Raw genomic sequence first — 22,854 nt, 5'->3', positions numbered from 1 at the left:
AAATGTTAAATAATTTATAATTTAATTACTTAATAAAAAAGCCTCAGAATTTCTGAGGCTTTTTTATTACTTATTACTTTCAATCCATTTTCTTGCATTAACAAATGCTTCAACCCAAGGGGTTACTTCGTCTTTGCGGTTTGCCGGATAATGAGCCCAGTTCCATGGAAATACAGAACGTTCAATATGTGGCATTGTTACTAAATGGCGACCTGTTTTATCACACATCATAGCAGTGTTGAAATCAGAACCATTTGGGTTAGCTGGGTAAGCATTGTACGCATACTTAGCTATAATGTTGTATTGGTCTTCGCTATATGGTAATTTAAATTTTCCTTCACCATGCGAAATCCAAACTCCTAAGGTTGTTCCTGCTAAAGTGGATAACATAATTGAATTGTTTTCTTGAACTTTTACAGATACAAAGTTAGATTCATGTTTTTGAGAAGTATTATGTGCCATTTTACCATGAACTTCATGTTCTGGATTAATCAGCTCTAATTCCATAAACAATTGACAACCATTGCAAATACCAACCGACATAGTATCAGGGCGAGCAAAGAAATTTTTCAATGCTGTATTTGCTTTTTCATTGTACATAAAAGCACCTGCCCAACCTTTAGCCGATCCTAAAACATCTGAGTTTGAAAATCCACCAACAGCACCAATAAATTGAATATCTTCTAATGTTTCTCTACCTTCAATTAAATCAGTCATGTGAACATCTTTAACATCAAATCCAGCTAAATACATAGCATTTGCCATTTCACGTTCAGAATTTGATCCTTTTTCACGAATAATAGCCGCTTTTGGTCTGCTAGTTACTGCTTCTGGTTTATTACCTTTAAACTGTAACGGAAATGTAAAATGTAAAGGTTGCTTTTTATAATTGATTAAACGCTCACGAGCAGTGCCGTTTTTAGATTGTTTTTTATCTAAATAGTATGATGTTATAAACCAAGTGTCACGTAATTCATTGATATTGAAGTTGTAGAAATCGTTTCCGAAAACTAATTTCAATTCATGACCTTCTGATGGAACACCAATTTTAACAAATTCAATTCCGTTGGCAGCCATTTTGCTTTCAAAAGTAGCATCATTTTTCGCTTGTAAAACAACAGCAATGTTTTCGTTGAATAAAGCTTTAATAATGTCCGGTTCGTTTAAGCCAGTTAAATCTAAATCGGCATCTAAATTATGGCCAGCAAAACACATTTCTAATAATGTAGTAATTAAACCACCAGAACCAACATCGTGCCCAGCAGCAATTTGGTCATTATTAATTAATTCTTGAATAGTATTAAATGCTTTTTTGAAATAAGAAGCATCTTTTATGGTAGGAACATCGTTGCCAATTTTGTTTAAAATTTGTGCAAATGAAGAACCTCCTAATTTAAGTTTATCTTTAGATAAGTTGAGGTAATATATTGAACCAGCGCTTTTTGATAAAACAGGTTCTACTACTTTTGTAATATCTGAACAGTTACCTGCAGCCGAAATAATTACCGTTCCTGGAGCAATAACATCGCCATCAGGATATTTTTGTTTCATTGATAAAGAATCTTTTCCTGTTGGAATATTGATTCCTAATTCAATAGCAAAATCAGAACATCCTTTAACTGCTTCGTATAAACGAGCGTCTTCACCTTTATTATTACAAGCCCACATCCAGTTAGCAGATAATGAAATACCTTCTAAACCATTTTTGATAGGAGCAAACACGATGTTTGATAAAGATTCTGCAATTGCATTTCTACTTCCTGCAACAGGATCAACCAAAGCAGTAATAGGTGAGTGCCCAACGGTTGTTGCAATACCTTCTTTGCCTTTAAAATCTAAAGCCATCACACCAACGTTGTTTAATGGTAATTGTAACGGACCAACACATTGTTGTTTTGCTACTTTACCACCTACGCAACGGTCTACTTTATTAGTTAACCAATCTTTACAAGCAACCGCTTCTAATTGTAAAACTTGGTTTAAATAATTGTATACTTCTTCTTTTTCGTATTCTAATTCAGCGTAATTATAGGTAATAGTTTCATCGTTCATAATGGTTTTTGGTGATGAACCAAACATATCTTCTAAAGCAAAATCCATTGGTTTTGCTCCGTTTGAAGCTGATTCAAATGTAAAACGATGATTATTTGTTACTTCACCCACATTGTACATTGGAGAACGTTCGCGATCTGCAACACGTTTTAAAGTATCAATATCGTTTTTACCAATAACCAATCCCATACGCTCTTGCGATTCGTTACCGATGATTTCTTTTGCAGATAAAGTAGGATCCCCAACAGGTAATTTGTCTAAATCGATTAATCCACCAGTATTTTCAACTAATTCTGACAAACAGTTTAAGTGTCCACCAGCACCGTGATCGTGAATAGATACAATTGGGTTGATATCAGCTTCAACCATACCACGTACCGCATTTGCTGCACGTTTTTGCATTTCAGGGTTTGAACGTTGAATAGCGTTTAACTCAATTCCAGATCCAAAAGCACCTGTATCTGCAGATGATACTGCAGCACCACCCATACCAATACGGTAGTTTTCACCACCTAAAATAACAATTTGATCTCCTTCTTTAGGTTCGTGTTTTTTAGCTTGATTTTCTTTACCATAACCAATACCACCTGCTTGCATAATTACTTTATCGTAACCAATTTTACGATTGTTTTCTTCATGCTCAAAAGTTAAAACCGATCCTGTAATTAATGGCTGACCAAATTTGTTACCAAAATCTGAAGCTCCGTTTGAAGCTTTTATTAAGATATCCATTGGAGTTTGGTATAACCATTTACGTTCGTTCATGCCATTTTCCCATTCACGGTCATCAACTAAACGCGAATAAGAAGTCATGTAAATTGCCGTTCCTGCCAATGGTAATGAACCTTGACCACCAGCTAAACGGTCACGAATTTCGCCTCCAGAACCTGTTGCAGCACCGTTAAATGGCTCAACAGTAGTAGGGAAGTTGTGTGTTTCTGCTTTTAATGATATAACAGAATCAAACTCTTTTTCTGAATAAAAATCAGGCTTATCTGCCGAATTTGGAGCAAATTGCGTAACTCTTGGTCCTTTTACAAAGGCTACGTTATCTTTATATGCCGAAACAATTCCATTAGGGTTTGTTTCAGATGTTTTTTTAATTAATTTAAATAATGAAGTTGGTTGCTCAATACCATCAATAACAAAAGTTCCATTGAAAATTTTGTGACGGCAATGCTCTGAATTTACTTGTGAAAAACCAAATACTTCAGAATCGGTTAATTTTCTACCAATTTTAGCAGCAACATTATTTAAATATGCAACTTCTTCATCACTTAAAGCCAAACCTTCTTGTTGGTTGTAAGCGGCAATATTTTCAATTTTTAAAATAGCTTGAGGCTCAATATTTACTGTAAACATATCTTGCGATAATGCTGCAAATTTTTGAGAGATCATTGGATCAAATTCAGAAAATTGATCATCTACTTTTTGGAATTCTTCAATACGGATAATTCCATTAATTCCCATGTTTTGCGTAATTTCTACTGCATTAGTACTCCAAGGCGTAATCATAGCCGCACGTGGACCCACAAAAGTGTTGTTTATGGTTGCAGTTTCAATTTGAGAAGCATTTCCAAATAACCAATTTAATTTGGTACTATCTTCTGAATTTAAAGGAAAAGATGTTTGTACAGCGTAAACCGTACCAGACGCATTTTCAAAAAATTGAATCATCGTATAAAGGTTTGTTGTGTTGTGTTAGTTGTAATAAATAAAGAAACAAAAATAATACTAAATTATCAGATTCGCAATTTTAATCGGTAGAAGAACTTACATGTTGATAAGCTCCTAAATCGGGTGTTGATAAACGATTTTTACCTAAAATATCTTGCGGAATTTGTTGTGAGAATAATTGATTTCCTTTATTAATTATTGATGTAGCTTTATCAGTTATCATCATTTCATTTTTTTGTGTATTGAAAAAATAAGGTAGGTTTTCTATGCTATTTTTTGCAATGGTACAATTGTTGAAATAAGTTGTATTAGAAAAATCATAAGGAAATGTAGTAGCAAAACGGTTTCCTGTGTTAAAAAATTTAATCAAACAATTCTCAAATTTAACATTAAAATTAGTGGTTTCTTTTGAAGGATATAACAATAAGGATTCTCCTGTATTTCCATAAATAATGCTATTTTTAAAGTGTGCTTGCAAAGCAAATTCATTACTACCATTGCCATTGTCAATGCTTACAGTTGTTTGATTTTGGCGACTAAAATAATTAGCAAAAGTACAATGCGTAAAGTCATAATTACCACCGTTAGTGAGTGCTAAAGCAGCTTTGCCAATATTATTGGTTACAATGTTTTTTCCTAAAATGTTTGCTTTATAGCCAACTATACCATAATTAGAACAGTTGTAAATTTGAATGTTTTCTAGGTTTATGGCTTCTGTAGTTGCATTGATATTTAAACCTATAGTTGCATTTTTTATCAATACATTTTTTAATGATCCTTTGCTTTTTTCACCAAGCAAAATCATATCCCATTGCCCCTCTGTGTTCTCAAAACTAGGTTCTAAACGATCACCTTGAAAAATAATTGGGTTTTCAATACTTCCAGAAGCATTTATTTGCGAATTTGGATATGCTAATAAAGCCGAATTTCGATGAAAATGTATTTGAGATCCCTCACCAATTGTTAATGTTTTATTTGGCGGAACCGCTGCATAACCATAAATTACATATGGTTTTTCATTATTCCACTCTAACTCATTGCCGTTAATTGCATCGTTTTCATCTAAAAAGAAACCATAAATTTTTTCGTCATTAATATTAAGATATTCATAAGTGCCATCTTGAAATTTTTGTGGGTACAAGAAAATGGCATCTTTAACCAAGGTAACCAAATTTACTTTTTGCTGATTAGATCCAGATTGAAACAAAATTTCATCGGTATATAAAAATTCTTTTCCTTTTGTTTGTTGTTTGATATCTACTGTGGTTTCAACAAAAATAAAAAGACTATCATTGGCCAATAACTCTACGTTTTCAAAGTTTTTACCTGCCATACCATCAACCATTAGTCTAAAGTTAGAACTTTCGCCTTTTGCTAAACGTATTGACGGAATTTTAATGTCTTTATTGCTTTTATTGTACACTTTTAAATTGTAAGTGCTAGAGCCTATATTGGTAAAAATGGTATCTAAATATACAGTGTCTTTAGAGAAAGTTAATTCGGAACCAGAAGATGGCTCAAACTTAAAATCATCTCGGCAAGATGAAAAAATGATGATGCTAACAAAGACAATTATTTTAAAGAGTAGTTTCATTTTGTAATGCTTTTATGTTTTGTTTAAACATTTTACAACTTAAAGATAAAGAAATTATTGATTTACTTCATGATTAATTGTTTTGTTTTGAGAATATTTAGCTTTTGATAAAATTTGATATTATTTCAAAATGTTTTTGATTTGATTTTTCAAAATCTAGCAGTTCATCACATTTTTGCTTAGCTAACAAAGTTTTTTGTTGTACCAAATCAGGATTTTTATAAATTAATTCTATTTGTTCTACAAATTGTTGAATGTTTAAATAATCTGCTTGAAAAGTACAAGTTTCATCTAGAACTTCTGTTAATCCAGTATTTTTATTAAAGGTAACAATTGGTTTATTAAACAAAGCTGCTTGTATTCCCATTAAGGTAAACGAATCTTCTCTTGACATAATTAAATACCCATTTGAAATATCCATATAATTTTGAGGAACAGGTGTATGAGGAATTAATTCTATATAATCATCTAAATTTAATTTATCAATATCTAATTTTATAGCTTTTAAGTATTCATTATTGTTTAGAACACCAACAACAAGAATTTTAAATTTAAGATGAGGATTTCTAACACGAAGTATATTTGCTATTTGTGGAATTAAATCGGTACCTTTTGTAAGGTTAGGATGTCCTATATTAGCTAAAATTAAATCGTAATTAGTATAATTTGCTTTAATTGGATTATTTGATTCTGGTGTTTCTTTATTTATAGTTGGTCTAATAATTGAGATCTTTTCATTAGAAACGCCATATTTTTTAATAAGATTATTAGCTGAAAAATGCGCAACAGATAAAATTTTATCTACATATTTAAATTGCTCTGTAGCTTCCTCTTTTTCAAGATATAGTGAACATAGATATTGACTTTCATGTACATACATAATTGTTTTTACATTGTTATATTTCTTTTTTATTTTAGAAATTTCTTTTAATGTAACAATGGTATTTCCGTAAATTAAATCATATTTATTAAGCAATTGCAATTTTAAAGTGTCATAATTAGCAGATTTAAACATTTTGCCAAAAAACGTTTTTTTTCTAGTTTTTTTATAAAAATTATTAGCTACACTTTTAAGTTCTTTTTCTATACCTCCAATTGAGTGTAAAACAAAAACATCTATAATAAATTCAGTAGGATATTTTAATTTTAAGAAAGTAAGAAAAGAAAGCAAAGCCTTAGGAGCGCCAGATTGAGAATCTTCATGTAAAACAAATAATATTTTTTTTGGCATAATAAGCAGTTAAGCAATAATTATTAATTTAAAATAAAATTCAACCAATTACTAATATGGTATTTTTTATAAATGTGTTCAGGTAGTTTTTGATAAGGAATACTTAGAAATGAATCTGGTATGTTTAAATTATCAAAATTGTCAATTATGAAAATGTTATTTTGATTAAAGAAATCATATTTCTTAATTTCTGCATTGTTAGTTATCAATTTTCGTTCTAAACCTACACATTCATAAGGACGCATTGATAAACCTTTTTGGTTAGGGTGGGCAATATCAATAACTATTTTAGTATTTTCACTATACTTATAAATTTGAGAAAAAGGGGTGCTTGTTTCAGTAATTTTTACACCTTCTGCTGTGATAGGTTTTGATTTTGATTTAGTTTTTTTGGCTACAATTAACGCTTTAGCATTCCAGTTTTTTTCTTTTAAATAAGTTATTATTTTTATTACATTATTTAATCTTGCATCTTTTGATCCAAAAAAGAAAGCGTCATGTACAGGTAAGGCATCAGAACTTTTATGAATATAAAAATTTGATATCTTGGTAAAATTATATTTTGAACAATCGTCTTCTTCAAAACTATAATATTCATTAAAATAAGTTACAGTCTCTTTTAATTTTGGTATTTTATCAAAGCTATCCCAATAAACTACTTTGCGCGATTTAACATTAGCTTGTATAAATTTTAGTACAGAAGTATGCAGTAAATCTGGTCTAAAAATTAAACATACATCGTAATTAGTGTATTGATTAATATGGTTTAATTGTTGTTTTGCTTTCCAATCTTTTTTGAATGTTTTTTTTAAAAATACTTTTCCTAAAAGATTTAATACTTGTTCAAACCTATTTTTATATTGATAACTTTTAGGGTCTATTTTAACAACGTTATATTGATCAGTTTCTTTTAACTGATTTAATATAACAAGATCAATATCAAAATGATTTGGTGCAAAAAACAATAAGTTTTGCTTCATGGTAAAATGTATTAAAAATTAAAGGCAACAGCCACCCAGTTTTCTAAAGTGTATTTTTTGTAAAGATCTTCAGGTAATGGTTGATATTTTGAGTTTAAAAATGAATCGGGAATTGTAAAGTTTTCATTATTAATTACTAAAATATTATGCTCATTATAAAAATCGTATTGTTTTATAGTTTGGTTATTTGTAATAATTTTCTTGTTTAAAGCCATGGCTTCAAAAATTCTAAAACTTAACCCAGTTTGATTTTGGCGTACTAAATCAATTAATATTTCAGCATCTTTCATTTTTTCTACAACTATGTCTAGTTTTACATGTTGTTCAGTTAAATGAATTTTTTTATTTACTTTTTTAGTTGCCGGATTTGCAACAATAAATTCATAGTTTAAATTTTTTTTATCAAAAATGTCTGCTATTTTACTCAGTATAATTTCCCGTTCAAGCGATTTTGATAATATCATAAAAGCTTTGTTTTTAGGATTTTCGTTGATGTTTTTATCTAAATAAATATAATTTGTTAATAATGATAATTCGTTGTTACTTGAAACATCATTTATATCAAATGAAAAAATTTTATTAAAAAGTGTATTATGATTTTCAGGTAAAGGAATTCTTGCCAAAGAATCATAATTATAAGCAATAAATTGATTTGTCTTTTCTCGTAATAAAGCAAGAATATCTTTTCTAAACAAACTTGGATTAACAATTAAAACATGGTCTTGTTTAGGTAAATCGGCAATCATTTTAATTAAAGTTCTGTTACGGTAATCTTTTTTAATGTTTTTACCTAAAAACACTTTACTTAAAAAATTACCGATACGATGCCATGTACTTTTATAAATATATTTTATTGAATTAAGATCTAAAAAAGTAACTTCATGACCATTATCAATTAAATGTTCGGCAATTTTTTTATTAAAACCCCATAGGTCAAAAGCTACAATGGTTATTTTCATAAATTATATTTTGGTTATTTTTTGTTTGTTTTTTAATGATTTTGAGAGAGGAGCACCTTGCAAATATAAAGTAAAGAACGACCATTTGCTAGGTTTTAGTATGCTTGCAAAAAAAGAGCTTGTTACTAAATAGCTTAAAAGTACTTTTTTGCTCAACCAACCATAATGTTTTTGTACCAAATAAATTAATGAGATTTTTAGTTCTTTTTTAATTGCAATACTAGCTTGTGTACTTGCACCATGATAGTGTAAATAATGAGCGTTAGGTACTAAAAAACAATCTTTATTTACTTTTTTTAAACGTAAACAAACATCGGTTTCTTCATAATATAAAAATAAATGTTCATCAAACCCTCCAATTGTATTAAAATCGTTACTATTAATAAGCATAAAACTTCCAGAAACAGTATTTACTTTTAAAGGTTCTGCATATGATTTTTTTCTTGTAGGTTTATCTTTAGGATTTATTAATTCTAAAAATTTTCTTCCAAATATTTGTCGCGTTGTACTTGCATAATGATCAAAAGATATTATTTCTTTTCCATTTTCATTAAAACTTTGGCCACCTACTATACCAACAGAATGATTTTTTTTAATGAATTGATATAGCTCTGATAAACAATCATTTAAAAATAGGGTGTCATTATTTACAAAGGCAACATACTCTGATGGTTCTGCTAATTCATAACCAAACATGTTTCCGCCTCCAAAGCCCTTATTAATAGTACTTCTGCATAAAACAGTTTTTGGATTAGGATTATCATTAAAATATTTATTTAAAGAGATAAAATCATTAATTTCAGAATTATTATCAACAACATAAATTTTATAATTTAAACTATGATCTGTTTTTTGTAAAATACTTTCAACGCATTTAATAGTATATTTACTTGAATTGTAATTGATAATAACAACAGAAATATTTAACATATTATGTTTTTTGGGTAAAAATAAATAAAAAACTAAATCTTACCTAGTTTAAACTGCATATAATCTATATTTGCAATAGTAAATTTGTAAATGAAAACAGCTTTATTAATATCAACCTATAATTGGCCAGAGGCTTTGCAACTTATCTTTAAAAGTATAAGTGAACAAACGGTTTTACCAGACGAAATTTTAATTGCTGACGACGGTTCTAAATTAGAAACAAAAGCACTGATTGATACATTTGCTCAACATATCAAAGTGCCTGTAAAGCATGTTTGGCATGAAGATAAAGGTTTTAGAAAAGCCATTGTTTTAAACAAAGCGGTAGCGACTTCTTCAGCCGATTATATTATTCAAATTGATGGTGATTGTATTATGCATCCCCGTTTTATTGAAGATCATAAAGCAAATGTTCAGAAAAACATGTATTTGTACGGCACACGTGCCACTATAATAAAGCATGCACTTCCAGAAATATTTAGTAAACAGCAAACTAAATTTCACTATTTTTCTAAAAACATCAAAAAAAGATCTAGAACAATTCATAGCATTTTTCTATCAAAATTTAATAAACCACATAAAGAGTTTTCATCTAAATTTAGAGGTTGTAACGTATCGTTTTGGCGACAAGATTTTATTGATGTTAACGGATATAATGAAGATTTTGAAGGATGGGGTAGAGAGGATAGTGATTTGGTTATTCGCATGGGGAATAAAGGTGTTTTCGCCAAACGTTTAAGATATGTTGGTATTGTATATCATATTTATCATCCTGAAAACAAACGCGATAGATTAAATGAAAACGATGCTATTCAGAATAAATCCATTCAAGAAAAAATAATTAAAGCCAATAAAGGTGTTTCGCAATATTTATAGATATGAAATTTATAGTTCACGATAATTTTAAAAATATACAAAAGGATATTTTAAAAAGTATTGATGATTTTGATACAAAAGGAGAACTATTGGTTAAAGGTAGTAGAAACACCATCAAAATTTTTCCAGTTAATGAGTTTCAACTCAATATCAAAGCTTTTAAAACGCCCAACTTTATTAATAGAATTGTGTATAAGTACATTCGTAATTCTAAAGCAAAACGTTCATATCAATACGCTTTAAAGCTAATCAATAAAAAAATTGGTACCCCTTTTCCTATTGCGTATGCCGAATTTAATAGTGGAGTAGGATTAGGTAAAAGCTTTTACGTTTGTGAACATATTGCTACTGAATATACTTATAGAGATTTAGTTGTAAATCCATTATTAGAAAATCACGAAGTTATTTTAAGAGCCTTTACCCGTTTTTGCTTTCAAATGCATGAGGCTGGTATTGAATTTAAAGATCATTCACCAGGAAATACATTAATACAAGTTAAAGACAATGGTTTGTATTCTTTTTATTTGGTTGATTTAAATAGAATGGAGTTTCATAATCATCTATCGTTTGAATTAAGAATGCATAATTTAAGACGATTAACTCCTAAAAAAGAAATGGTTGAAGTTATGGCAAATGAATATGCCAAATTGTATAAAACAAAAACCGAGCAAGAAATTTTTGAGTTACTTTGGAAAAGTACAACTGATTTTCAAGCAAAATTTCATAGAAAACAACGTTTAAAGAAAAAAATAAAATTTTGGAAAAAGTAAAAAAGGTGAAATATTTATATTTTACCTTTTTTACTTTTCAATAGTTTATTAATTTCCTTATATCGTTCTTTAATACCTTTTGAATAAATACTGCAAATAATAAATCCCTTTTTTCCATCTAAAAACCCTAATCGAAAGAAATATCTGTTTAAAAAAGTATAAAAAGGATGAAGGTTAGCTATAAAAGTATTTGGCTTTTTATTGTTTTTTACCTTTTCAATAGCTTTTAATCTATTGTAATAGAACACTTTTTCTTTAAAATGCTCGTGATGTGTATAAGAATAATGAATTAAATAAGATGATAAAGTACCAACGTTTTCAGTGAAATTCAATTTTTCATGAACTAAACCGGTGTAAAAAGCATTCTCTTTTTTAAATAAGCGTAAATTTTTATCACTTTGCAATCCTGAAAAATGAACAGGCGTATTAAAAAAATAGAACTTACGTTTTATAAAGTAACCTCTTTGCGTATTGTTTGATTGAATAGTAGTTAAAATTTCAGACTTTAAATCTTCAGAAATACGTTCGTCAGCATCAATAAAAAGCACCCAATTGTTAGATGCATATTGCATAGCTGTATTACGCTGTTCCGAAAAATTATTAAAAGAATGTTGGTATACTTTTACATTTTTAAATTCGGCTAAGATATCAAGTGTTTTGTCAGTACTGTAAGAATCAACTACAATGATTTCATCTGCAAAATCTAAATTATGCATAAGCTCCCTAACGTTTTTTTCTTCGTTTAGGGTAATTACTAAAGCGGTAAGTTTATTATTTTTCAGAGTAATCATCAATCAAATTATGCAGTATAAAATGAGTTAGCAAATTAGTAAAAAAACTAGGTAAAAATAAATTATAAAGCAGATTGTTTTCCTTTTTAATCTGTTTTAGTGTTTTGTTTTTAAAAAGATCTGGTTTATAATCATTTAAGTGTACAGAAATGTGTTTTTTACCATCTTCAAAAGTACTCCAAGCAATTTTTTCAATCCAAGGCGAAAAAATGATAAATGTAGGTTTGTTTAACGCTTTTGCCATATTCATGGTGCCTCCATCGTTTCCAATTATAAAGGTACACTGATTTAATAAAGCTAATAAACCTCTTAAACTGCCTGCAACTGCATCAAAATATATTTTTGATTTTGTATCATTTTTACATGCTTCATAAATTTCTTTAGCAATAGAAAGTTGATTGGGTGTATAGTTTAATAGTATTTGAACATCATTTTGCGCAACAAAATCAATAATCTGAGCCATATGCTGAGTAGGATACGTTTTATTAGGGCTACTTCCTACCACATTCATCATTACAATGGGTTTGTTTTTATTGATGTGATGCTTTTTTAATAGATTTTGTGCTTGTAGATTTTCATTTTCTGTTACAACTATTTTGGGATGCGTAACATAAAGTTCTTTGTTAATATGCAGCGGTTCTAATAATTTTAATCGATGCTCTATTACCAAACCTAAATTTGTTTGAGGTTCTAAATGTCTATCAATTAAATGTGTGTAAAGAAACCCAGGAAAGCTCTTTTTAAATGAAATCTTTGTTTTAGCATTTGATAAACCAACAATTATCCAACTTTCTAATTTTGAGTAAGCATCAATAATTACATCGTAATTTTCTTTTTTTAATGATAATGCAAATTTAATTAAAGCCCACTTACTTTCTCTGTATTCATTTTTAAAAGGAATGATGTTATAGTTGCCATTATTTTCAGAAATAACTGCTTTTGTATTTTCATATATAAGGTAATCAACCTGTACATTAGGATATGCCTTGCACAATGTTTCGCACAAAATAGTACTAACTAGCACATCGCCAATCATTTTTTGTTGAATTACCAAAATTTTTTTCATTGCCTATTAAAAGTTATGCTTACAAAATTATTAAAATACTCTATATTTGTTAACATGAAACCAAATATTTCAATAATTGTTAGTACTTATAATTCGCCAGAATGGTTACAAAAAGTAATTTGGGGATTTTCAGTTCAAACATTTCAAGAATTTGAGTTGATTATTGCTGATGATGGATCTACTTTAGAAACCCAAGCTTTAATCAAAAAAATGCAAGAAGAAACTACTTTTCCTATCATTCATGTGTGGCATGAGGACAACGGTTTTCAAAAAACAAAAATTTTAAATAGGGCATTGGATAAATGTACTTCTAATTATGTTATCATGACAGACGGAGATTGTATTCCTATGCCAAATTTTGTAGAAACACATCTTAATTTAAGAGAAGAAAAACGATTTTTATCAGGAGGATACCATAAATTATCAATGGATCTTTCTAAACTAATTAGTAAGGATGCTATTTTAAGTAAAAGATGCTTTGATGTAAAATGGTTGATAGCAAACGGAATGAAAGATTCGTTTAAAAACAATAAAATAACGGCTACAGGTTTTAAAAGTAAGATTTTAAACGCTATTACCCCTACAACTCCTTCTTGGAACGGACATAATTCTTCTGGGTGGTTAAGTGATATTTTAGCGGTTAATGGTTTTGATGAGCGTATGGAATATGGTGGTGAGGATAGAGAACTTGGTGAGCGTTTAGAGAATTACGGAATTAAAGGAAAACAAATTAGATATAGTACAAGTTGCTTGCATTTAGATCATGCAAGGGGCTATGTTAATGAAAAAGCGCTGGCTTTGAACAAGGAAATTAGAAAACAAACGTTAGAAAATAAAGCTATTTGGACTAATTATGGTATAAAAAAAGCCAGCTTATAAAGCTGGCTTTTCTACTTTATATATTTCTTATGAGTACTGTTAAATAAAAAAGCGTAACATTTTAAATGTTACGCTTTTTGTTGTAGCGAAGACGGGAGTTGAACCCGTGACCTCAGGGTTATGAATCCTGCGCTCTAACCAACTGAGCTACCTCGCCGTTTGGTTATTTATTACGAGTGCAAATGTAGTATGTTTTTTGTTATTTGCAAAGAAAAATAAAAAATAAAAAGCACTTTTTTTAAGTGCTTTTTTAGTATTCTGTATATGAGTTGTTTAAAAGATGTGTTTTTATTCCTTAATTATTTTCCCTTCGGCATTTTCTTGCACATTTACTGTTTTTGTAACACGATAATACAAGTTTCCTGAACCATTTAAATTACCATCAATTCCATTTACAGTATTGGTGTATATGTTGCCACTTCCTGATGATTCAATTTCCGTATAAAAGTTAGAAAGTTCTTTTGCATTAATGTCGCCAGAACCTTTACTATTTATTTTTACAGTGTTTGCATTTCCATCTACTGTAATGGCTCCATTGTTTTCGGTATTTAAAGTTAGTTCTTCTGTTTTAACACGTAAATTCATTTTTCCATTACCAGTATTGGTTAAACTAAGATTTAAAATTTCAAGCGCTCCCATATTTGTAATGCTTCCGTTATCACCATTCATGGTAATATCCGTTAAATCTTTGGTTGTTAACGTAACTTTTAATGGAGCTGTTTGGTTTGAAACTTGAAAACCTGGTTTACGTTTTAAAGTTAAAACCCCATTGGCAACACTAACTTGTATTAACTGATGTAAATTTCCATCACCTGTTGTTCTAATGGTGTTTTTAAAAGGATTGTTTAGAATTTCAACAATTACTTCTCCATCAATTACTAATTTGGTGTATTTTTCAACTCTACGGTTTTTTTCTTGTACTACGCCGTTGCCTTTTATTTTGCGTTCTTGCTGAGGTTGTTGGGCAAATGCGGTTATCGATAAAAACGAAACCATAAGTAGTGCCATGATTTTTTTCATACTTAAGATCTTATTTAATTAACTTCTTCAAAAATATTTTCAGGAAACGATTCAAAAACATCTTCGGTAAAATCTAAAATTTCCGATTTTAAAAAATTGTTTTTTAAATCATTTAATCCTTTTTCTAATAATAAAGGTGTTGTAAACCTTCTGCTTGATCCTAAAACATGTCCGTTTATACTTACTTTAAAATACAATTTGTTAGATGGCGTTTTGTATCGTAAAAAATCAATACTATTAAAGTTTCTACTTAAAATATTAATTTCGCTAATACAGTGTGCTTTACTTTCTTGACTATTGCTTGTAAAAATAGTATTTCCTTTACGGTTGTTATAGGTGTATTTATACTTGTTGTTTTCTTTTTTACTTATTACTAATGTGCCCATTTTCTTTTTTACTACACACAAACTTATTCATAAAATAGCTTGAAAGAAAATTGAATTTCTTAAAATAAATTAATAAGCATTAATTGTTCCAATTCCTGAAACATTTTTCGTGATTCTTAAATTTGGGTATTTTTTATAATCTAAATTACCAACGCCCGAAATATTAATATCAATTTCTTTAACAGTATTAATTTTAGCATTTCCTGCACCCGAAATAGTAATTGTTGCAACATTTGCCTCCATTTTTTCGGCATCAAGATTACCAACGCCAGCAAGTTTAGCTGTCATGTCATTGGTTTTGCCGTTTAAAGTTACACTGCCGGCTCCTGAAACGGAAACATTGGTTTTGGTGTTTATTACATTTGCAACGATGTTTCCTGCTCCCGAAATATTAAAAGCTACATCATTTTTTATGATGGCATTTTTATTTTCAAAAGATCCAACACCTGCAATAGTTACTTTTTCTAGGTTAGGATTGTTGATTTTTACAGTAAGTTTTGTGCCTTTTGTAAAAATAATGTCTTTTTTGCTGTCTAAACTTAAATTTCCTTCGTTATTAATGATTTTTAAATTTTTAACAAAATTTTCATCGCCAGAAATAATTACTTGATTTTTATTAAGAGAAGCATCCATCTCAACAGAAGCTGCAGAATTATTAATGAGTGCTTTGTACATTTCTACATTTACAGTATCGGTTGTCATTTTACCAGAAGGTTTTACCGATTCTTTTTCTTTTACACACGATATAAATGCAATAGAAAGAGCACTTAAGAATATTAGTTTTTTCATACATTAATTGTTTAAGCTAATAAAAGTACTATTGTTTTTGATAAAAAATGTAATTTACTGCAAAATAAATAAAGGTTGTAGGTTTTTATTTTAATAAGATTGCTTTTGAAATAAATTTTTACCTTTAAACAAAATAGTTTGCATGAAAAAAGGAGTCGTTTTTATGGGAGCTGTAATGGCATTAATTATGGTAATAATGGTGCCTTTGCTTGCTTTTTTATTTACTCATAAAAGTTGGATTATTGATTTAACAGGAAAAAATGAATTAGGCGATGCCATTGGTGGTACCACTGCGCCAATTATTGGTATTTGCAGTGTTGTTTTTACTTTTATGGCATTTTATATTCAATATGAGTTTAATAAAAGGCAGAATGAAATTTTGCAACTTCAGGTAAAAATCAACATACGCCAATCTTTAGAGCCTTATTTTATTTATTTAATTGATAGTTTAAAAAAGTTTAAACTTGAAAATAATTCTAACAAAAAAATAAAATTTGAGGGCGATTACATTGTTCCTGTTAACGTAGGCGATGCTATGAAGTTAAAATATCAAGTATCTAATGTTTTTGTGGGAATTATGCATTTTAAAGAAACACATCACACCATAAAAAATATCCAGCTAAACGATTTATTTGCCTACGAAAAAGACATTCCTTTTAATGAAAATGTTATTGATGAATATGTTTTTCATGTAAACACAGTATTTAAATTTCTAAGTTACAACATGGAAATTGACAACGGCGAAGATAAAAACGAGATTATTGAGGAGTTTTTGTTTAAATATTTGTCGAGTTTATCTATAAACGAAATACATTTTAATATTTACTATTTATTGATTTTTCATACCGATTTAGCTATAAGTTGCGAAAACATTGTGGTACGTTCTATTGATAATTTACCTCATGATACCAAAAAAGACTTTTTATTAGAGGTTTTTCAATATAAAATAAGCAATTAAATACTTAACGCATAATTTTGTCGTTATACTGTATATGTTTTATTTTTGTTTGAATTAAAGAAAATCATGATCCGTTTTTTATCTGCCCTAATTTTACTGTTTTTTAGTTTATCTACCATTGCTCAAACCCGAAAAGGTGCTGCTGAACCGTCAAAAGAATACATGACGCATTTAAATGCAGCCAAAAGACACGGAGTTACCTTGGTAAAAGATAAAGCGCATTTAAATAAGTTAGCAAAAAAAGGAACGTTGGTTTCTATAAAACAGCGCGGATATGGTTATAGAGTTGATAGATTAACACACAGTCACGCTTACTTAGTTCCTAAAGGAAGAACTGTTTTAAAAAATATTGCGAATGATTTTGTAAAAAAAGCAGGTCAAAGTTTTTTTGTAGTAACTTCTTTAACACGCACCAATGCAGATCAAGCACGATTGCGTAGAGTAAATTCAAACGCATCTTCTAACGATAGTTCGCACAGTTATGGTGCTGCCTTTGACATTTCTTATGTGCGTTTTAATCATAAATTAGGCACAAACACTAAATTAGAAAAGCATTTAGAAACGGTTTTAAAACAATACCAAAACTCAGGAAAAATATATTTTGTAAAAGAACGCCATTCGCGTTGTTTTCATATTATTGTTCGATAAGTACCGACCAACTTCTACTAAATTGTTCCTTGGTTGGTAAACAAATGATTCCTTCTTTTTGAGTGAAATTTTGATTAGAATTTATATCATCTGCAACACCACACCAAGGCTCTAAACAAATAAAGTTTGCATTTGGTGCAGACCAAATTCCAAAATAAGGAAAATCGTTAAAAGAAAAAGTTATTTTAGAACTATTGCTTTTGTTGTAGAGTATTATTTCATTGCTTTTCAAGGTTTGTAAAACCAATGCATCATTGTAAAATAAATCGTATTTTAATTGTAATGTATTGGTTTCTAAAGATATAGTTTTAGTTTTTTCTGAAATTAATCCATTGTTTAATTCATTGCAAATTAATTCTGTATCATTGTTGAATTGAAGTTCATAAGCTTCAAAATCTTCTTTCGTGTTACCTAATGCAAATGCAGGATGTGCGCCAATTGAAAAATACAAATTGTTTTGTGAAGGATTTTCAACTTCATACGTACACAAAAGTTTGTTTTCTTGTAGCGTATAAATAACTCGCAAAATAAATTCAAAAGGATAGTTTTTTTTAGTTTCAGATGAGTTTGCAAGTGTAAAAATTATTTTTTCGTCAGAAATTTGTTCTTCTTCAAACATCATTTCACGTGCAAAACCGTGTCGGTTTAAATGATGTTTTTCGTTATCAAAATAATAACAATTGTCTTTTAAACCACCTACAATAGGAAACAAAATAGGACTTGTTTTTGCCCAAAAATCAGGGTTTGCTTGCCATAAAATTTCGACGTCATTTTTTGTGAGAATACTTTTTAACTCGGCACCTAAAGCATCAATTGTAATTTTTAAAAAATCATTCTTTAAAACCATTTCTTTGAAAATTTAGTCTGTAAAAATAATTTAAAATTTGTTGTTGTAGACTAAAAAAATAAAAACGTAATTTGTGTTTGTATAATTGCAATACAATTATGGCTGCTGTAAAACCGCGAAAATACAATCGTAAAAAAACGGTTCGTAAAAAAACAAAAATTGCTAAATGGAAATGGCATGTATTGGCGTATACAATGCTTATTTTAGCGTTTGTAGTATTTCATTACAGAGATGGTATTAAGTATTTTGTGACCGATATTTACGAAAGTATTTTTAATAAAGAGGGTAGCAAAGAAGTTACGGTTCACGATTTTAGAGCTATTGAGATTTTAGACAAACACAAAGATCATTTATTTGGCTTTGATGTTTCACATTATCAGTATGATATTGATTGGAAGGCAATTGATTCTTTATACCACAAATTCCCTGTTGATTATGTTTTTCTGCGTACTACTATGGGCATTGATGGTGTTGATGCCAAGTTTAGTTATAATTGGAAAAAAGCAAAAAGTAGATTGCTGGTTCGTGGCGCTTATCATTATTACCGACCTGATGAAAACAGTACCTTACAGGCTTTGAATTTTATTAAAAACACACCTTTAGAAGCAGGTGATTTTTTTCCTGTTTTAGATATTGAAGAACTTCCAAAAATGCAATCGAAAGAAAAAATGATCGAAGGTTTAAAAAACTGGATTGCTATTGTTGAAAAACATTACGGTGTAAAACCTATTATTTATTCAGGTGCGAATTTTTACGAACATCATTTAAAAAACGATTTTCCCGATTATAAAATTTGGATTGCGAAATACAGTTTGTTTAGTGAAAAAATGAACGATGACTGGCATTTTTGGCAGTTTACCGATAAAGGCACTGTTAACGGTATTGAAACAAAAGTCGATTTAAATATCTTTAAAGGCAATCGCCAAGATTTAAAACAATTTGTAATTCAGTAAACAGCAGTTTTTTAAAAAGATATATACCTACAAGGTTTTTAACCTTGCAGGATATTTTTGTTACAACCTGCGGGGGTTATTTAATCTCGTAGGTATTTATTCTTTCATTAAAAAAGATAATTAAAAAGAGTTTAATTTTTCACATCCAATGCATCACGCAACGCATTGCCAATCACCATAAAAGCAACTACTACCAAACACATTGCAGCGCCAGGTATTAAAGCTAAATAAGGTTTTCCTAAAATAATATAGTTGTAATGCTCTTTAATCATACCGCCCCAACTTGGTACAGGTACTTGCGCACCTAAACCTAAAAAGCTCAAACCACTTTCTACTAAAATAGCCGATGCAAAATTAGCTGCCGATATTACAATGACAGGCGCCATAATATTAGGAATAATGTGTTTAAAAATAATACGGTAATCATTATAGCCTAAAGCTCGTGCTGCGGTAATGTACTGCATTTGTTTAGCACTCATTACTTGGCCACGCACTACACGGGCAACTTCAACCCACATGGTTAACCCAACAGCAATAAAAACTTGCCAAAAACCTTTTCCTAAGGCTAGTGTTATGGCAATAACCAAAAGTAGGGTAGGTATAGACCAAATTACATTTATGAGCCAAAGAATAAAAGCATCTACTTTTCCGCCGTAATATCCCGCCAATGCGCCTAATGAAATACCTATTATTAACGATATAAACACGGCAACAAAACCAATGGCAAGTGATACACGCGCACCAATAATTAATCGACTTAAATAATCGCGACCTTGATTATCGGTTCCTAACCAGTAAGTATTTGTTTTGATGTGGTTTTTTTCGATGAAAGAAGTATCCTTCTTAGGAAAAACACTTGTTAAAACATATTTTGTTTGTGCTATGGATGGATCTACCGAGAATTCTTTATAAAAAAGGGTGTCGTTTTTAAAGTGATACGAAAGAATAGGTATGAATTGATTTTTGATTTCTTTACCCAGAAAATAATCAAAAACAGTACTTTTTTTATTGTTGTATAATGGAACGTTTATTGTTTTTACCTTAAAACCTGGTTTTTGGGTGCTAATAGAAACATCACCATTATTTGCATTTATGGTATTGTCTGGTGCAATAACATAAGCAAATAAGGCAAATAAAGTAAGTAAAACAATAAAAGCTAAAGAAAAAACGCCCCAATAATTTTGTTTAAATTTTTGGAGCGCTTTTCTATTTGCCGAAACAAATTTTTTAAACACTGTGTTATTTTTTTATAGAATTAATATCTTTTAAAACGTTTACGGCTTCTTCAACATACACATCATTATTTAAGCTTTTAAACCAACGTTTGCGTTTGTTTTGTAAAACAGTATCGGTTTTTATTAAAGCTTCATCATGCGGTAACGATTTAAAAACCAAGGTGTTTTTGTAATCCTTTAAAGCGTTGAATTTTTTGGTTTGCGCATCTAATTCTTTCGATTTTGCCATGTATTCATCATACTGTAATGAAAAAGTATTATCGTCTTGCTGGGATTTTACCCATTTAGCACTTTCATCAATTAACTGAAATTCTTTATTAGCCGCAATTCGTTTTTTACTTTTCTCGATGATTGGCGCAAAATTATTACCAAACGGATTAAAGTTAGCCTTTGCAATTTTATCCCACTGCATGGCAGTATCGTTATCGCGCTCACCTGTATCAACATATAAGAAACGGTCTGGTAAAATAACATCACTTTCAACTCCTTTTAATTGAGTAGAACCGCCATTTACACGATAGAATTTTTGACTTGTAAATTTCATTCCGCCTAAATCGCCAATTTTTTTATTACCAAAACGATTCAAATCTAACATGTTTTGTACTGTTCCTTTTCCATATGAATGCTTAGAACCTAAAACCAAACCACGGTTGTAATCTTGAATAGCTGCTGCAAAAATTTCAGATGCCGAAGCTGAATAATTATTGATTAAAACAACCAACGGACCTTCCCATTGGGTTTTATTGTCACGATCATACAAAACATCATTTTCGCCTGATTTTGCTTTAACTTGTACAACAGGACCTTGTGGAATAAACAAACCAACCATATCAACCACCGTTTGTAAAGAACCACCACCATTGTTACGTAAATCCATGATGATGCCATCTACTTTTTGTTCTTTTAAATACGCAACTTCTTTCGCAACATCTTTAAAAGCATCACGGTTATCGCGGTTTTCAAAACTAATGTAGAATTTAGGTAAGTGAATTAACCCATACTTTCCTTGTGGTGTATCAATAATAGAAGATTTTGCAAAAGTGTCTTCTATTTCAAATTTATCACGCGTAATAGAGATTACTTTTATAGAACCATCTACTTTTTTAACCGTTAAATTAACCACGGTACCTTTTTTACCTTTGATCATTTTAACTACTTTTTCTTGACGCATACCGCCAATATCAACAGGTTCTTCGTTTCCTTGAGCCACTTTTAAAATAACGTCACCATTTTCAAGTTCGCCTTGTTTCATTGCCGGACCACCTGGAACCACTTCTAAAATTTCGGTATACTGATCTTTTTTACGTAAAATAGCTCCAATTCCTTCCATAGAACCCGCCATGCTTTCATCAAACTTTTTCTTATCGTCTGGCGCAAAGTAATTGGTATGAGGATCAAATTGTTCTAAAATAGTGTTGATGTAAATAGATAACCATTCTTCACGAGAAATTTCTTGGAAGAATTCAAAGTAGTCATTTAACGATTTTAACGTTGTTTCACGTGCTTCTTTTTCTATTTCAGCTAACGATTTTTTAGGCTCTTTTTGCAAAGAATCATTTTCTTGTAGCTTCATTTTATCTTCAATAGAAGAAAGTACACTTAGTTTTAATTGCTTACGCCAACGCTCTTTTAAATCTTCTTTGTTAGAAGCAAAAGGTTGCTTTTCGTAATCGGTATTAAGTGTTTCTTTTTTAGTAAGATCAAATGGCTTTTCTAAAATTTCTTTGTAATAGGTTTTAGCTTCTGTAATTCTTGATTGAACAACAGGATATGTAGCATTGAAAAAATCAATTTTTTGAGTTTTAAACTCATCATCAATTAAGGTTTCATACTTTTTAAATCCATCCACATCGCTTTGTAATAAGAAACGCTTGTTACCATCTAAAACTTTTAAGTAATTGGTGTATACTTTTTGCGAGAAGGCATCATTAACATCAGCAGGGTGATAATGCGCGTTTTGCAATACAAAACTTAAAACGCCTAATAAAAAAGCTTCTTTTTCTGGGTCTGGATCCTTGCTTTTTTGAAAAGGCACAAAACTCCAAAGTGCTGCAGCTAGTGCTACAACAACTAATATTACTTTATAATTTCTCTTCATAAATTGCCAAATAGCAGTCATCAATAAATTTTCAACTAAAATACTTAAAATCTCCCTTAAAACTACGCCAATACTTAAATAAAATTTTGTTAAGTGTTTATTTCAGTACGATGTT

The 22,854-nt window shown here is 29.8% G+C and carries 20 protein-coding genes and 1 tRNA gene; 6 read left to right on the top strand and 15 right to left on the bottom strand.

Annotation, left to right across the window (positions count from 1 at the left end):
* Window positions 1-66: 66 nt before the first annotated feature.
* The 6 genes from purL to H1R17_RS00360 all read right to left on the bottom strand — a co-directional run bounded on the left by purL (window position 67) and on the right by H1R17_RS00360 (window position 9,423).
* A complete protein-coding gene (gene purL / locus H1R17_RS00385; RefSeq protein WP_163430499.1) occupies window positions 67-3,729 on the bottom strand; it encodes a phosphoribosylformylglycinamidine synthase in 3,663 nt (1,220 codons plus the stop codon).
* Window positions 3,730-3,808: 79 nt separating this feature from the next.
* Window positions 3,809-5,323: a right-handed parallel beta-helix repeat-containing protein gene (locus H1R17_RS00380; protein WP_163430500.1), complete on the bottom strand. Its 1,515-nt coding sequence runs from the start codon at window positions 5,321-5,323 to the stop codon at window positions 3,809-3,811.
* 97 nt (window positions 5,324-5,420) lie between these two features.
* Window positions 5,421-6,554 carry a glycosyltransferase gene (locus H1R17_RS00375; protein WP_163430501.1) on the bottom strand — a complete coding sequence of 378 codons (1,134 nt, stop codon included), beginning with the start codon at window positions 6,552-6,554 and terminating at the stop codon, window positions 5,421-5,423.
* A gap of 23 nt (window positions 6,555-6,577) precedes the next feature.
* Window positions 6,578-7,534: a lipopolysaccharide core biosynthesis protein rfaS gene (locus H1R17_RS00370; protein WP_163430502.1), complete on the bottom strand. Its 957-nt coding sequence runs from the start codon at window positions 7,532-7,534 to the stop codon at window positions 6,578-6,580.
* Window positions 7,535-7,545: 11 nt separating this feature from the next.
* On the bottom strand, window positions 7,546-8,493 hold the full coding sequence (locus tag H1R17_RS00365) for a hypothetical protein (protein WP_163430503.1): 948 nt from the start codon (window positions 8,491-8,493) through the stop codon (window positions 7,546-7,548).
* 3 nt (window positions 8,494-8,496) lie between these two features.
* On the bottom strand, window positions 8,497-9,423 hold the full coding sequence (locus H1R17_RS00360) for a glycosyltransferase family 2 protein (protein ID WP_163430504.1): 927 nt from the start codon (window positions 9,421-9,423) through the stop codon (window positions 8,497-8,499).
* Window positions 9,424-9,513: 90 nt separating this feature from the next.
* Between H1R17_RS00360 and H1R17_RS00355 the strand changes: the two genes are divergently transcribed.
* On the top strand, window positions 9,514-10,299 hold the full coding sequence (locus tag H1R17_RS00355) for a glycosyltransferase family 2 protein (protein ID WP_163430505.1): 786 nt from the start codon (window positions 9,514-9,516) through the stop codon (window positions 10,297-10,299).
* 2 nt (window positions 10,300-10,301) lie between these two features.
* Window positions 10,302-11,069 (top strand): lipopolysaccharide kinase InaA family protein, encoded by a 768-nt coding sequence (locus H1R17_RS00350; RefSeq protein WP_163430506.1) that lies wholly within the window; start codon window positions 10,302-10,304, stop codon window positions 11,067-11,069.
* 14 nt (window positions 11,070-11,083) lie between these two features.
* On the opposite strand, the gene H1R17_RS00345 is transcribed toward H1R17_RS00350, so the two are convergent.
* Both H1R17_RS00345 and H1R17_RS00340 read right to left on the bottom strand, forming a co-directional pair.
* Window positions 11,084-11,860: a glycosyltransferase family 2 protein gene (locus H1R17_RS00345; RefSeq protein ID WP_163430507.1), complete on the bottom strand. Its 777-nt coding sequence runs from the start codon at window positions 11,858-11,860 to the stop codon at window positions 11,084-11,086.
* Window positions 11,841-12,926: a glycosyltransferase family 9 protein gene (locus H1R17_RS00340; RefSeq protein WP_240453305.1), complete on the bottom strand. Its 1,086-nt coding sequence runs from the start codon at window positions 12,924-12,926 to the stop codon at window positions 11,841-11,843. Before H1R17_RS00340 ends, H1R17_RS00345 begins: the two co-directional genes overlap by 20 nt.
* 54 nt (window positions 12,927-12,980) lie before the next feature.
* Here H1R17_RS00340 and H1R17_RS00335 point away from each other — a divergent pair, with 54 nt between their 5' ends.
* On the top strand, window positions 12,981-13,805 hold the full coding sequence (locus H1R17_RS00335; RefSeq protein ID WP_163430508.1) for a glycosyltransferase family 2 protein: 825 nt from the start codon (window positions 12,981-12,983) through the stop codon (window positions 13,803-13,805).
* Window positions 13,806-13,888: 83 nt separating this feature from the next.
* Here the strand turns inward: H1R17_RS00335 and H1R17_RS00330 are convergent.
* From H1R17_RS00330 to H1R17_RS00315, 4 genes are all read right to left on the bottom strand, one after another.
* Window positions 13,889-13,962, bottom strand: a tRNA-Met gene (locus H1R17_RS00330).
* A 131-nt stretch (window positions 13,963-14,093) separates the two neighbouring features.
* A complete protein-coding gene (locus tag H1R17_RS00325) occupies window positions 14,094-14,825 on the bottom strand; it encodes a head GIN domain-containing protein (protein WP_163430509.1) in 732 nt (243 codons plus the stop codon).
* A gap of 14 nt (window positions 14,826-14,839) precedes the next feature.
* On the bottom strand, window positions 14,840-15,211 hold the full coding sequence (locus H1R17_RS00320; RefSeq protein ID WP_163430510.1) for a hypothetical protein: 372 nt from the start codon (window positions 15,209-15,211) through the stop codon (window positions 14,840-14,842).
* A 69-nt stretch (window positions 15,212-15,280) separates the two neighbouring features.
* Window positions 15,281-16,000 (bottom strand): head GIN domain-containing protein, encoded by a 720-nt coding sequence (locus H1R17_RS00315; protein WP_163430511.1) that lies wholly within the window; start codon window positions 15,998-16,000, stop codon window positions 15,281-15,283.
* Between the two features lie 142 nt (window positions 16,001-16,142).
* Here H1R17_RS00315 and H1R17_RS00310 point away from each other — a divergent pair, with 142 nt between their 5' ends.
* Window positions 16,143-16,958, top strand: coding sequence for a hypothetical protein (locus H1R17_RS00310; RefSeq protein WP_163430512.1), 816 nt, complete (start codon window positions 16,143-16,145; stop codon window positions 16,956-16,958).
* 66 nt (window positions 16,959-17,024) lie between these two features.
* Entirely contained in the window at window positions 17,025-17,606 is a 582-nt protein-coding gene (locus H1R17_RS00305; RefSeq protein WP_163430513.1) for a DUF5715 family protein, read from the top strand.
* Here H1R17_RS00305 and H1R17_RS00300 read toward each other — a convergent pair.
* Window positions 17,593-18,453: an aldose 1-epimerase family protein gene (locus H1R17_RS00300; protein WP_163430514.1), complete on the bottom strand. Its 861-nt coding sequence runs from the start codon at window positions 18,451-18,453 to the stop codon at window positions 17,593-17,595. The genes H1R17_RS00305 and H1R17_RS00300 overlap by 14 nt on opposite strands.
* A 98-nt stretch (window positions 18,454-18,551) precedes the next feature.
* Between H1R17_RS00300 and H1R17_RS00295 the strand changes: the two genes are divergently transcribed.
* Window positions 18,552-19,406, top strand: a complete 855-nt coding sequence (locus H1R17_RS00295) for a glycoside hydrolase family 25 protein (RefSeq protein WP_163430515.1) — start codon at window positions 18,552-18,554, stop codon at window positions 19,404-19,406.
* A 131-nt stretch (window positions 19,407-19,537) separates the two neighbouring features.
* Here the strand turns inward: H1R17_RS00295 and H1R17_RS00290 are convergent, their stop codons facing one another.
* A complete protein-coding gene (locus tag H1R17_RS00290) occupies window positions 19,538-20,641 on the bottom strand; it encodes an ABC transporter permease (RefSeq protein WP_163430516.1) in 1,104 nt (367 codons plus the stop codon).
* 4 nt (window positions 20,642-20,645) lie between these two features.
* Window positions 20,646-22,760 carry a carboxy terminal-processing peptidase gene (locus H1R17_RS00285; RefSeq protein WP_163430517.1) on the bottom strand — a complete coding sequence of 705 codons (2,115 nt, stop codon included), beginning with the start codon at window positions 22,758-22,760 and terminating at the stop codon, window positions 20,646-20,648.
* Window positions 22,761-22,854 lie beyond the last annotated feature (94 nt).

The sequence above is a fragment of the Flavobacterium sp. xlx-214 genome, assembly GCF_013874595.1.
Classification (GTDB): domain Bacteria; phylum Bacteroidota; class Bacteroidia; order Flavobacteriales; family Flavobacteriaceae; genus Flavobacterium.
This window is presented reverse-complemented; position numbering and strand designations above follow the sequence as displayed.

Coding starts and splice junctions, on each gene's coding strand:
- purL (WP_163430499.1), bottom strand. CDS start 3,729: ATGATTCAATTTTTTGAAAATGCGTCTGGTACGGTTTACGCTGTACAA.
- H1R17_RS00380 (WP_163430500.1), bottom strand. CDS start 5,323: ATGAAACTACTCTTTAAAATAATTGTCTTTGTTAGCATCATCATTTTT.
- H1R17_RS00375 (WP_163430501.1), bottom strand. CDS start 6,554: ATGCCAAAAAAAATATTATTTGTTTTACATGAAGATTCTCAATCTGGC.
- H1R17_RS00370 (WP_163430502.1), bottom strand. CDS start 7,534: ATGAAGCAAAACTTATTGTTTTTTGCACCAAATCATTTTGATATTGAT.
- H1R17_RS00365 (WP_163430503.1), bottom strand. CDS start 8,493: ATGAAAATAACCATTGTAGCTTTTGACCTATGGGGTTTTAATAAAAAA.
- H1R17_RS00360 (WP_163430504.1), bottom strand. CDS start 9,423: ATGTTAAATATTTCTGTTGTTATTATCAATTACAATTCAAGTAAATAT.
- H1R17_RS00355 (WP_163430505.1), top strand. CDS start 9,514: ATGAAAACAGCTTTATTAATATCAACCTATAATTGGCCAGAGGCTTTG.
- H1R17_RS00350 (WP_163430506.1), top strand. CDS start 10,302: ATGAAATTTATAGTTCACGATAATTTTAAAAATATACAAAAGGATATT.
- H1R17_RS00345 (WP_163430507.1), bottom strand. CDS start 11,860: ATGATTACTCTGAAAAATAATAAACTTACCGCTTTAGTAATTACCCTA.
- H1R17_RS00340 (WP_240453305.1), bottom strand. CDS start 12,926: ATGAAAAAAATTTTGGTAATTCAACAAAAAATGATTGGCGATGTGCTA.
- H1R17_RS00335 (WP_163430508.1), top strand. CDS start 12,981: ATGAAACCAAATATTTCAATAATTGTTAGTACTTATAATTCGCCAGAA.
- H1R17_RS00325 (WP_163430509.1), bottom strand. CDS start 14,825: ATGAAAAAAATCATGGCACTACTTATGGTTTCGTTTTTATCGATAACC.
- H1R17_RS00320 (WP_163430510.1), bottom strand. CDS start 15,211: ATGGGCACATTAGTAATAAGTAAAAAAGAAAACAACAAGTATAAATAC.
- H1R17_RS00315 (WP_163430511.1), bottom strand. CDS start 16,000: ATGAAAAAACTAATATTCTTAAGTGCTCTTTCTATTGCATTTATATCG.
- H1R17_RS00310 (WP_163430512.1), top strand. CDS start 16,143: ATGAAAAAAGGAGTCGTTTTTATGGGAGCTGTAATGGCATTAATTATG.
- H1R17_RS00305 (WP_163430513.1), top strand. CDS start 17,025: ATGATCCGTTTTTTATCTGCCCTAATTTTACTGTTTTTTAGTTTATCT.
- H1R17_RS00300 (WP_163430514.1), bottom strand. CDS start 18,453: ATGGTTTTAAAGAATGATTTTTTAAAAATTACAATTGATGCTTTAGGT.
- H1R17_RS00295 (WP_163430515.1), top strand. CDS start 18,552: ATGGCTGCTGTAAAACCGCGAAAATACAATCGTAAAAAAACGGTTCGT.
- H1R17_RS00285 (WP_163430517.1), bottom strand. CDS start 22,760: ATGACTGCTATTTGGCAATTTATGAAGAGAAATTATAAAGTAATATTA.